8 protein-coding genes are annotated in these 11,890 nt (G+C 61.9%); 3 read left to right on the forward strand and 5 right to left on the reverse strand.

What is annotated here, in order from left to right:
* Positions 1–2: 2 nt before the first annotated feature.
* Positions 3–2,111 carry a ComEC/Rec2 family competence protein gene (locus tag ACZ5Y5_RS06330; RefSeq protein ID WP_464810322.1) on the reverse strand — a complete coding sequence of 703 codons (2,109 nt, stop codon included), beginning with the start codon at positions 2,109–2,111 and terminating at the stop codon, positions 3–5.
* A 36-nt stretch (positions 2,112–2,147) separates the two neighbouring features.
* Here ACZ5Y5_RS06330 and gltX point away from each other — a divergent pair, with 36 nt between their 5' ends.
* On the forward strand, positions 2,148–3,611 hold the full coding sequence (gene gltX, locus ACZ5Y5_RS06335) for a glutamate--tRNA ligase (RefSeq protein ID WP_464810323.1): 1,464 nt from the start codon (positions 2,148–2,150) through the stop codon (positions 3,609–3,611).
* A 10-nt stretch (positions 3,612–3,621) separates the two neighbouring features.
* Positions 3,622–4,908 carry a citrate synthase gene (locus ACZ5Y5_RS06340; protein ID WP_464810485.1) on the forward strand — a complete coding sequence of 429 codons (1,287 nt, stop codon included), beginning with the start codon at positions 3,622–3,624 and terminating at the stop codon, positions 4,906–4,908.
* A 62-nt stretch (positions 4,909–4,970) separates the two neighbouring features.
* Here the strand turns inward: ACZ5Y5_RS06340 and ACZ5Y5_RS06345 are convergent, their stop codons facing one another.
* The 4 genes from ACZ5Y5_RS06345 to ACZ5Y5_RS06360 all read right to left on the reverse strand — a co-directional run bounded on the left by ACZ5Y5_RS06345 (position 4,971) and on the right by ACZ5Y5_RS06360 (position 9,041).
* Positions 4,971–6,353 carry a sensor histidine kinase gene (locus ACZ5Y5_RS06345; RefSeq protein WP_464810324.1) on the reverse strand — a complete coding sequence of 461 codons (1,383 nt, stop codon included), beginning with the start codon at positions 6,351–6,353 and terminating at the stop codon, positions 4,971–4,973.
* Positions 6,353–7,447 (reverse strand): DUF2336 domain-containing protein, encoded by a 1,095-nt coding sequence (locus ACZ5Y5_RS06350; protein WP_464810325.1) that lies wholly within the window; start codon positions 7,445–7,447, stop codon positions 6,353–6,355. The genes ACZ5Y5_RS06345 and ACZ5Y5_RS06350 overlap by 1 nt, the downstream gene beginning before the upstream one ends.
* A 46-nt stretch (positions 7,448–7,493) precedes the next feature.
* A complete protein-coding gene (locus ACZ5Y5_RS06355; RefSeq protein ID WP_464810326.1) occupies positions 7,494–8,660 on the reverse strand; it encodes a hypothetical protein in 1,167 nt (388 codons plus the stop codon).
* A 78-nt stretch (positions 8,661–8,738) separates the two neighbouring features.
* Positions 8,739–9,041 carry an Hpt domain-containing protein gene (locus ACZ5Y5_RS06360; protein WP_464810327.1) on the reverse strand — a complete coding sequence of 101 codons (303 nt, stop codon included), beginning with the start codon at positions 9,039–9,041 and terminating at the stop codon, positions 8,739–8,741.
* A gap of 79 nt (positions 9,042–9,120) precedes the next feature.
* On the opposite strand from ACZ5Y5_RS06360, the gene ACZ5Y5_RS06365 reads away from it, so the two are divergent.
* On the forward strand, positions 9,121–11,793 hold the full coding sequence (locus ACZ5Y5_RS06365) for a hypothetical protein (protein WP_464810328.1): 2,673 nt from the start codon (positions 9,121–9,123) through the stop codon (positions 11,791–11,793).
* The last annotated feature ends 97 nt before the right edge of the window (positions 11,794–11,890 follow it).

The raw sequence follows: 11,890 nt of genomic DNA on the forward strand, positions 1-11,890 counted from the left end.
CTCTAGGGTTGAGTAATCCAGGGATGTGCGTCGCCGGGGACTTTCCCGGTTCGCACTTCCCCATCGTCCAGGTTGATGGCCAGCCCGCCTGTCTGCATCAACAGCCGCCGGTCAGCCTTCAACCAGCGCGGCCGGCACCAAGGGGGAAGGCGACGATCCGCGATGACAATGTCCGCGTGGGCGCAGTCGTTCTCGAGTCTCTCTCTTTCCACCAAATCCCCTGTTCGCGTCAGAAGCAGCCGCCACACGCGGCCACCGCCCGTCAGAGCAACCACGCACAGATCCCTGGAACAATTCGCGTCCGGTAAGTCGGCGAGAGCCGCTAGAGGCCCTTCATAGCCCGCGCTTTCCGCCATCATATCGCGTACATAATCGCCGGCTCGTTCCCGCAAAATTGCCATGCCGCCGCTTCCGGTCCGCACAGCGACATGACGACCGTCAGCCGTCACCAATATGTCGGGCGGCGAAGTTCTGGCTATAACGACCAGCCCAACGACGACCGGCGCCATCCCAATCCATCGCCAGCCGCTTCGCCATAAGAGACAGCAGAGGCCACCCAGCACCATCATGCCGAATATGAAGTTCGGCACCACAGGGGCAGTCATCACTGCCCAGGGACTCGCTGCCACGCTGTGCGCAATCCACAGCAGCAGGTCGAGAGCCCTCGCCGTCAGCCACCATGCAGGCGCTCCCAACCCGATGAGGTCCAGCACTAATGCCAGCGCTTCCAGCGGCATGACGACAAAAGTGGTAAGCGGAATCGCTATCAGATTGGCAAATGCGCCCATCATCCCCGCCTTGTGGAAGTGAAAAAGCGCGATCGGCGCCAACACTAGTTCCACCGCAAAGCCGGTCAGGAGCAAGACGGCCAGGGAGCGCCCGAGACGCGTGACTGTTCGCTCATCCCGCGCAGCTGCAAAGGCGCGAAAGCTGGGGTACTCGCCCAAGGCGACGATTGCAATCACGGCAGCGAAGCTCATCTGAAAACTTGGTCCGGCCAGCGCCTCCGGCCAGAGCAACAGCACCAGCAGCGCCCCGGCAGCGATCAGCCGCAGCGTGATCGCTTCACGGCCGAGGGCAAGTCCCCCCAACACCAACAGCGCTGCGATGCAGGAACGAACCGTCGGCACTTCCGCGCCCGTCAGCAGCGTGTATCCGATACCTGCCAGCGCTCCGCCACCCGCAGCGACCAGCATCAATGGCCAGTCGAGCGCAGCTCGCCGGCTCAACGCCATAATCCGCATCAGCAGGAAAACGACTCCCCCGATCAGGGCAGTCACATGCAGCCCGCTGATAGACAGCAAATGAGCAAGGCCGCTGCGCCGCATCGCCTCGGCATCCTTCTCGGCAATGGCGCCCTGATCTCCGGTCGCAAGCGCTGCGGCGATACCTGCCCCGTCGCCGTCCGCTTTTTGCAAAATATGTGCGAATAAGCGGTTGCGCAGCGGCGGTGCTTCGTCCGACCGCCGTAAGACGGTGATAGGTTTCAGCGCGCGCCCTGTAGCTCCGATTCCTTGGAAATAGGCGCGTCGGGCAAAATCATAGCCGCCTGGCAGACTGGCGGGGGCAGGCGGCATCAGCCGCGCTCGAAACCGGATGACCGCGCGGCGCCCGAACCCAGCAGTTACGTCCGCTGCCGCTACATTCACACGGATCAATGGAGGCAGAGCAGACGGATCGACCGGCCGGATTGCTACGCGACTCATCTGCTGAGCGGGCACTGCATCGGCGGATATGACTTCGCCCGTCAGCTCCAGGAAGATGGGCCGGGGCAGCGGAGCTGTGCCGAATATGGCCGCTTTTCCCCAGATAAGCAGACAGCCCACACAGGCGAGCAGGCTCCCCAGCACCACCATCTGCCGCAACCGCGCGCCCGAGGGCATAAGGCATCCAACGCTCGCCAGCGCAATCGCACCGCAACAGAAAGCAAGCCATTCCAGACGGTTAGGGAGAGATAACCAAGCAGTGATGCCAATTCCCAGCGCCACCGGAACCCACAGGCCCAGTTGCTCGCGCTCCTCTTCGAGCCATTGCTCCAGCCCCACAAATAAGCGTTGCCCCGCCTGCCCGATATTCCGGCCAACGGAGGTTTGTCGTGGCTTAAAAGCCATGCTAGGGGGCGTCGCGTTCATGGATGAGCAAGGCGGATGTCGGGGAATAAAACGGTGAATGCAACGGGTTTGAACAAGCAAGTCGTGACCCGCTTTGCGCCATCGCCGACGGGCTTCCTTCACATCGGCGGCGCGCGCACCGCTTTGTTCAACTGGTTATTCGCCCGGCATCACGGCGGCAAGTTCTTGTTGCGGATCGAAGATACAGATCGCGCGCGCTCGACCGAAGAAGCTGTGGCAGCGATCTTCGATGGGCTCGAATGGCTCGGCCTTGCCGGCGATGAGCCTGCAGTTTTCCAATTCGAACGCTCGGTTCGCCATGCCGAGGTCGCCAATCAGTTGCTTGCGGGCGGCCACGCCTATCGCTGCTATGCTACGCCGGAAGAGCTTGCCGAATTGCGCGAGCAGCAGCGGGCCGCCAAGCAGCCGATGCGCTACGACGGCCGGTGGCGCGACCGCGATCCTTCTGAAGCACCTGCAGGCACCCCTTTCGTGATCCGGCTGAAGGCGCCCAAGGAGGGCGAAACGGTTATCGAAGATGCGGTGCAAGGCCGCGTCGTTGTTCAAAACGCAGAGCTGGACGACATGATCCTGCTCCGTTCCGACGGCACGCCAACCTATATGCTTGCCGTGGTGGTCGATGACCATGACATGGGCGTCACTCATGTGATCCGCGGCGACGACCATCTCAACAACGCCTTCCGACAGCTTGGCATCATCACAGCCATGGGCTGGGAAGAGCCGGTTTACGCTCATATCCCGCTCATTCACGGATCAGATGGCGCAAAGCTGTCCAAGCGCCATGGCGCCCTTGGCGTAGATGCCTATCGTGATGAAATGGGCATGCTGCCGGAAGCCGTACTCAATTATCTGCTCCGCCTTGGCTGGGGCCATGGCGATGAAGAGACTATCTCTCGAGATCGCGCGATCGAACTGTTCGATATCTCCGGGGTGGGCCGTTCGCCTTCCCGCTTCGACATAAAGAAGCTGGAAAATCTGAACGCCTATTATCTGCGTGAGGCGGATGACGCCCGTCTCGCCGCACTGGTGTTTCCGCGCATTGAAAAGCGTTTGGGCATGACAGGCGGGGAGGGCTCCGAAGCGCTGCTGACGAAGGCCATTCCATCGCTGAAACCGCGAGCGAAGACCCTTAATGAAATTGCGGAAGGCGCAGAGTTTCTGTTCAAAAGTTGCCCGCTGGATTTTGACGAGAAGGCACTTGCTCTGCTAGACGACTCGGCACGCGAGCTGCTGGCCAAGACAGCCGACGCTCTTGATTCCGTCCAATCCTGGACGATCGAAGCGATCGAGGAAGCGATCCGCCGCGTGGCAGAGGAAGCCGGTCTGGGGTTGGGCAAGGTGGCCCAGCCGCTGCGCGCGGCGCTGACCGGTCGCACGGTTTCGCCGGGGATTTTTGATGTTCTTTTCCTTCTTGGAAAAGACAGAAGCTTGGAGCGGCTTGCCGACGCCAGACAGGTGTCGCCGGCTGATGGCAATTAAGGAGAACGAGATGTCGGACAATAAAGCGACTTTGACGGTCGACGGCGATACCAAGGATTATGCCATCCTGAGCGGCTCTGTCGGCCCCAAGGTCATCGACGTCCGTAAGCTCTACGCCAACACCGGCATGTTCACCTACGATCCCGGCTTCACCTCCACGGCGAGCTGCGATTCGGGCCTGACTTATATTGATGGCGACGCAGGCATCCTGTTGCATCGCGGCTACCCCATCGATCAGCTCGCCGAGCAGTCGAGCTTCATGGAAGTCAGCTACCTCCTCCTCAACGGTGAACTGCCGTCGAAGAAGGAGCTGGAGGATTTCAGCAATACGATCACGCGCCACACCATGGTGCACGAGCAGCTGACCACCTTCTATCGCGGCTTCCGCCGTGACGCGCATCCGATGGCGATCATGTGCGGCGTGGTCGGCGCTCTGTCGGCTTTCTATCACGACTCCACGGACATCAACGATCCGGAACAGCGGAAAATCGCCAGCCATCGGTTGATCGCCAAGATGCCGACGATCGCGGCAATGGCCTATAAATATTCGGTGGGGCAGCCCTTCGTCTATCCGCGTAATGACCTCAGCTACACCGCCAACTTCCTGAACATGACCTTCTCCGTTCCGGCGGAAGAATATGTGATTGATCCGGTCGTTGTGGACGCGATGGACAAGATCTTCACGCTTCACGCTGACCATGAGCAGAACGCCTCGACTTCCACCGTGCGCCTTGCCGGTTCGTCAGGCGCCAATCCCTTCGCCTGCATCGCAGCCGGCATCGCCTGCCTCTGGGGTCCGGCGCATGGGGGCGCCAACGAAGCTGCGCTCAACATGCTGCGTGAAATCGGCACCGTCGATCGCATTCCGGAATATATCGCTCGCGCCAAGAACAAGGACGATCCGTTCCGCCTGATGGGCTTTGGCCATCGCGTTTATAAAAATTACGATCCGCGCGCGACCGTGATGCAGAAGACCGCGAAGGACGTTCTCGAAAAACTGGGCGTGAACGACCCGATCTTCGACGTCGCCAAGGAGTTGGAGCAGATCGCCCTCAACGATCCTTACTTCATTGAAAAGAAGCTCTACCCGAATGTCGATTTCTATTCGGGTGTGATCCTCTCCGCGATCGGCTTCCCGACCGAGATGTTCACCGTGCTCTTCGCCCTTGCCCGCACTGTCGGCTGGGTGGCTCAGTGGAATGAAATGATCTCTGATCCAGCGCAGAAGATCGGCCGTCCGCGTCAGCTCTACACCGGCCCGGCACAGCGCAACTATGTACCGGTCGACAAGCGCTGATCCACAGCGATAGGCGATAAAAAGGAAAACGGCGCCTCATCAGGCGCCGTTTTTTTCTTGAGCTAGTTCCCAGTAGGAAGCGACAGCGTGAACCGCGCACCCCCACCAGGCGCGTCATCCACTCGGATGTCCCCGCCCATGGCCAGTGCCAGCCGCCGAGAGATATAGAGGCCAAGGCCGCTTCCGCCCGGGTCGCTGCGGCCCAAACGCTCGAACTTATGGAAGACGCGTTCTCGGCTATCTGCAGGCACACCCGCGCCTTGATCCATCACTGCAATCCAGGCAGTTCCATCTTCCCTGCCCGTCTCGATACGCACTTCGCTGTCCTCAGGCCCGTAGCGAACAGCGTTGCCGACTAAGTTCATCAGGATCTGAAGCGCGCGCCTGAATTCACCAGTCGCAGTCGTCGACAATTCAGCCGGTGGCGCATGGATGCGGATATTGCGATCCATCGCCTTCACCACAAAGAGACCTGCTGCGCGCCGCCCTATGTCGGCCAGGTCCACATCTTCTGTGGCGACGGTGAAGTCCAGCCGGTCAATCGCCTGCAAATCGGCCAGATCATCGATCAGCGCCATCAGGTGTCGTCCCGCTGCCGCAATATCAGACGCATATCCCGCATAATCGGGGCGCAGCGGTCCATCTAGTTGAGCGTTTATCGAATCCGCGTTGGCGATAATGCGGCCCAAAGGCTGACGCAGCGAGCGATCGAGCCGCCGTCCAAATTCAGCCGGATAGATGACGACGGCGGGAGCGGCCGGCACGTGCGGCGCCAGAATCGCACGATCCAGGGGAAAGGCCTTACCCCGATAGCCCAGCAACTGCCCGGCAAGATCGAACATCGGAAAGCCCGACAAGCGATAGCATTGCTCCGGCGCTGCCGTCAGCGTAGCGATCTGATCACGGAAGGCGCGGCGTTGGGCAAAGCCGCGCAATATCGCCAAGTCCCCCTCTTCGTCAGGACGAAGTTCGAAGTAGCTGGTGAAGCGGCTGCCAGAGACGGGCGGGACTTCGGGCAAAATGCTCTCTGGGCCTGCCCCTTCCAGGACCATCTGGAATCGCAGCTGCGTGTCGATCTGCCAGTTCCAGCCTTCCGCAACTGCGGCGATATCCGCATCCCGCCTCATGCCATCTGCCGGAGCTACCGCTGCCGGACGCTCATTCCATTCAATGACGGATAGTTGCACGCCGTCCGCTTCGGGCCGCGCACGTACCCACATTTCGACGTCGCCCCGCTCGGTAGCGGCGGTAACCGGCCGCGAAACGGTAACGCCCAGCCGCGATGCCAACCGCGCTATCGCAGCGAGTTGCGGAACAGCCAGCACCGCCCCCACGTCGGAGCCTGCCTCCCGCTGCAGGTCCAGCAAAGGCGCATCTGCGCTCAACAGCAGCCCGTTTGCGGCCACCGTTGCGCGAATGATCGTCGGATGCGCCGGCATATTCATCAGATGGTGACCTGCCGCAGGTGATCGAGCTTGGCGCGAAGCGCACGGGGAGCGCGCAGTGCGTTTACCAAACCGTCTGCCTGCGCCTCTGTCAACGCCTGATAGCGCTCGGCCTCAAGCAGGATTGCTGCGTCGGTGAGCGACGGCCGCACCGGGCGCAGCGCCAGCAGCAGGTGCCGATAGTCCGCATCCGATCCCCCCAGGGAACGGCACAGTGCCGCGAGTTGCGCGACCGGTCCCATCACTAAAATGTCAGCGACATGAGCGCAGTCCATGCGCAACCGCCGTGCCGTGAGCGCCGCGAACAGCAGGAAACGCCTTTGCCCCAGCGCGGCCCCCAGCAGTTCTGGCGCATCAGCACGCTCGCCAAGCCGCCGCACCAGTCGATCGGCGGCCGCAATCGGGCCGCGCGTTTCATCATGTTCGGCCAGAACCGCCCAACCAGCTTTCTCAAAAGCCGGCAGGATAGCGTCAGCATCGGTCGAGGCCGAGCGCTGCACCACTGCCATCAAGCATGCAGCAGCCGTCCACATGAGATCGGCGAAATGCTCTGCCGGAAGATCCGGCTGCATCGGTTCGTCCTCTGCGCCCGCAGCCACCCAGCGGCCCTCTGCCGCCGCCAGCACCGCGAGCGCCTCTGTTACTGCAGCATCGTTGGTCGGAAGAATGATTTCCGCCTCCGCCTCGTCCAGTCGGTCATCAGGTTGACCAAGCTGCCGAAGCAACAGCGTCACGCCGGCCCGCATCTGCATATGGGCGAGTAGAGCGGGACCCAACAGCGTCGGCTGAGCGCAGATGGTGGGCCAGCAGATGGCGCCCATCCGTTGCCCCAGCAAGGCGGTAACCTCGGGCTGCTGCTCCAGTGCGAATCGTAAGGATCGCTCTATTCCGGTGACGCATGCCCCAAGATGCCTGCGTGTCTCCGCCATCAGGGCATCGTGACGCTCACGCCCCTCGTTGGGAAAGAAAAACGCTAGATCAATGGCATGGCCGACGGGTACGGCGGACATGCCGGCCAGGACGGGAGCCGCCGGCCAATTGTCCGCCGCCGCCGGTCCAGTAAGGAACGAAAAGGCGCTCATGCGGGCCAACATAGCCGCACGTCCTTAAAATGCACTAAACCCTAAGAGCGAAAATATTTCAGGCACGTTTGAGCAAAATGATGGTGCCGACCGACGCGATGGCGGCGAGCATCGCCAAAGTGAAGCCGAACATGGTCGCCCCGAACAGCGCCGTCAGCAGCAGCAGGAAGACCGCACTCGCGGGCGTGAAGATCATCCAATGCCTTGCCGATCCTGTTTTCCGCCAGCGGTCGGCGAGCTGAATGATGGCCAGCAGCAATGCAAGGCAGGTCGCCAGCACACTCTCGCCAGCCAAAGATATGCCTCCCACAGCAAAAAAGGGTACGACGAACGCGGTCCATCCCGTCGGCGGCGACCGCAGGGCAAGTTCGTCCAGACGGTCGGCTATCTCCGCCAGACCCAGTGCCAACAGCAAAATCAGGAAGCCGGTGGCAGGCCAGAGTAGCTCTATGGGAACCAGCGAGATCGCGCCCAGGGCCATGGCCGAAATCCGCACCTGCGCCGCCGGAACCTGCGTGCGCATCAGGGCGGGGCTCAGCAGCCGGGCAGCCGGACATAGAAGATAATGTTCTGCAGCCCCGCGCGTCCGCTTCGTGGTCGATCCGGCGGACATCACTGCCTGAGCCACCAAATCTGCCTGCGCCTGGCTATCGATCAGCGCGACGCGACCCGTTAGCAGATCATCTTGTGGCACGGTGACACGACGCGCCCCACTCTGGACAGCAGCGCGCACCAGCGTCAGCGAAAGGTCCCAATCTCCAATCATGTCGAGCGTGCCAAACAGCAGGTCCGGGCTGATCCGCGCTAGCCCGGCCCATCGCTGGCCAGCGTCAATCCGTTCCAGCGGGGCACTGGCGCGGCTGTCATCTGTCACCAGCAGCGCATTTCCTTCCCGTTCGGCGATCGCGTCGAAATGCGTCTGCGCAACGATGATGCCGTCTGCTACCAACAGCACATCGCTATCGCGTGGCGCGTCTCGCACCATGGAAACCATGTCACGAACGAGCGCCACGGCAATACCGTCAGCGCTTAGCCGATCGACAGCTTGCGATAATGCGGGCGTGATCACGCTTACCAGGATCATGATGCGGTCCGCACCCGCCCGGGCGGCCTGACGCGCCTGATACTCGACCAGCGTCTGCCCTGCAAAATGCAAGCTGGCGCGCAATGCCGCCGAGGAATCGCCGGACGCCCGGCTGGCGCTGAGAATGGCCGCAAAAGTCATGCTGCGATGGAACCGACCCGTTCTTGTTGAGCCCAGCCTTTTCGCAAGGCTACCGCCATCGCGCAAGCGTGCTGCGCGTCAGCCCTGTTGAAGCCTGTCGATAGCCATCCGCAATTGACGGAGAATTCGAGGATCGCCTCGTACACAGTCAGCCGCCTCGTCAGCCAGGGCCATCAGGTGAGTCAGGCCAAAACTTGCCGCCAGCCCCTTCAACCGCCAGGACGCCAGCTCCCAGCTGGCGTCGGCCTGCGCATTGCGCAACAGGTCCAACTGGCGTTCAGCGCTTTCCATGAACGCGACGCGAAGGTCCGCGATCAGCGCAATATCTTCGCCGACGGCGGCGGCAAGAGCGGCATTCAGGGCGCCAGGATCATAGGACATGGGGCCAACGCTATCTGGCTTGCGTTAAGTTTTGGTAACAAGGCATTTTGTTGCGCTGAAAAGATGATAGGATGGGGTCATGACCGGGGGCAGCACCATCGTCGAATTCTGGCGAGACAAAAGCATTGCGACTACAGATGAGTCGCAGGAGGACGATACCTTGCTGTTGAAGCAGGCCGTCCAGGATCTTGATGCCGAAAGCGAGGCCGCCGAGCATGGCGAGCGCGCCGCGCGACAGACGCAGGGGCTGTTCGCCATCGCGGCGCTGTCATGGCTTGGTTTTGCCGGCTGGGCGACGGTCAGCGCCGGCCAGTGGCGTGGTGGACCTGCTGCCTGGCCCGGCCTCGTTGCAACACTGCTTGTCCCAATTGTCTTGCTGGGTGTCTGCTATCTGCTGCTCGCCCGCAACAGCCGCGCTGAATCGCGCCGCTATCTGGACACTGCGCGCGCCTTGCGCACCGAGGCAGAACTGCTCGAACTGCGCCTCGGCCGAATCAACCGGCAACTCGAAAGCGCACGACAGGCGATGCAGGATCAGGCGGAGCTGCTCGACAGCTATGGTGCCGCAGCCAGCAGCAATATGGAGGCGTCGGCCGAGCTGATTGCCAGCCGCGCGCATAGCACGACTGAGAAAGCGGAGGCCGCCGAGCGTGCCGGAACCGCCCTCGTCGCACGCATGGACGCGCTTATCGCAACCATGCCGGAGCTTGAGGATCGTGCTGCTCGCATGGCTGCGCGGATTATCGACAACGGCCACGCGTTGGCTGAACGGATCGACACGCTGGAGGCCCGACTTCACGCCTTGGGCGAACTGTCCGATGATGCGCGCGCTCGCACGCTTTCGGCAACCAAAAGCCTGTCGAGCCAGTTAACGCAGTTGCAGGAGGCCACACGCTCGGCGACCGAGGAAGTGAACGGCATGGCCGACATCGCGTCCGGCCGGATCGAGGCAACCGCGCAAAGCGCTCGCCAGGCGATGCAGGATGGAGCAGCCGAACTTGACCGCCAGGCTGGCACTCTGGCCAATCTGCTGGAGCGGGCGCGTGCAGGTATCACTAACAGCGCCGAAGCTACGATCGAACTGCTGACGCAGGACCTGAACCGCGTCGAGGGCGACGTGCGTCAGCGTCTGGAAGCCACGGTCGCCCATGCTCAACAAAGCATGGCAGCAGCAGACCGGGATCTCACCACTCAGGCAGAATCGCTCCGCACCTTGGTCGAGACGGCCCAGGTCGGGATCGCAGCAACCAGCCAGAGCGCGTTGGCAGCCCTTTCGCGGGATGCAGACGAAATCGATGCGCAACTTCGGGAGCGGACCGAGTCTGCATTCGCCCGGGCGCGTGATGGTGTAGCGCTGACCGAGGAAGGTCTCGCGCGGCAGGCAGAGGCGCTCGACGCGCTCGTTGCCCGTTCACGCGGCAATATCGAAAGCATCGGGGACGAAACGGTCACGGCCATTTCGGACCACATGAACGAGGTCGAAAGCCGCCTGCACCAGATTAACGAGCTGATTGAAGGACAGCGGACCCTTGTATCGGGGCTGCACACAACACTTGGCGAAGCGATCGAGGTTGCCCAATCGCGCTTCGCGGCCATGGAAGAAAGCGCTCTGTCCCGTAACGAGCGCCTTACCGATGCACTGTCGCGCCTTACCTCTGAGACCCAGCGGATAGACGACGCCTTGGCAGCGGGCGGGGTCACGGCGGAAAAGCTTATCAGCTGCGCCGAAACTCTGCTCGTCGCGTTGGATTCGAGCGTCCGCGAACTGGACGAGACCTTCCCAGCCGCGCTTCAGCGTTTCGACACGCGCATTTCGACCAGCCGGGCGTTGCTGGACAGCGCCGCGCCGGAGATGGAGCGGTTGGAAGCCATTTCCGAAGCGTTGGTCGGCCGTACTCAGGAAGCCGAAGAGCTTCTACGTGGCCAGGGGCGGCGCCTGACGGAATGGCTGGAAAGTACGCAGAGCGGCGTGGAAGCCAATCGCGAATTGGTTGAGAAGCTGCGGACGGCATTGGACAACGCACATCAGGACGCAACGCGGATCACCGAAGGCGCTGGGCCCCTGCTCGTCACAGCCCTGCTCCGCGTCAAGGATACCGCTGACCAAGCCGCGGAGCGCGCACGCCAAGCACTTGGCCGCGCAATTCCGGATGCCGCCCAATCGCTCGCCGAAGCCAGCGAACAGGCGCTTCAGCAGGCTGTCGATGACAAGGTAACGGCGCAGATCCAGAAGCTCGCCGAAGTTGCCGAAGAAGCCGTTCGGGCTGCACATCAAGCATCCGATCGCCTTACACGCCAGTTGCTGACGATCGCCGACACCAGCGCCACCGTGCAGTCGCGGATCGAAGAAGCCGAACGCGCCGCAGAAGATCGCGATCGCGATCATTTCGCACGCCGCTCGGCGCTGCTGATCGAATCGCTTAACAGCACCGCCATCGACGTCACCAAGATACTGTCCAATGATGTCACGGACTCCGCTTGGGCATCCTATCTGAAGGGCGACCGTGGAGTTTTCACCCGGCGGGCGGTCAAACTGCTGGATGCAGGCGAATCTCGCGAAATTGCGCTTCATTATGACAATGATCCTGAGTTCCAGGAGCATGTGAACCGCTACATCCACGACTTTGAATCGATGCTGCGGATCATCCTGTCGGCCCGCGACGGCAACGCCCTAGGCGTGGCAGTCCTCTCGTCCGATATGGGCAAGCTTTACGTTGCTCTCGCGCAGGCGATTGAGAGGCTGCGCCAATAGGCTAGCGGCAGCGATTTTCATCACCCAGGACTAATTAGCTAGGTACTCGAGGGGCTAGCCGGGCGTGGGGGCGTTTCGCCATGCCGAGTTGCCTAGG

This window comes from Sphingobium sp. TomTYG65 (genome assembly GCF_055395525.1).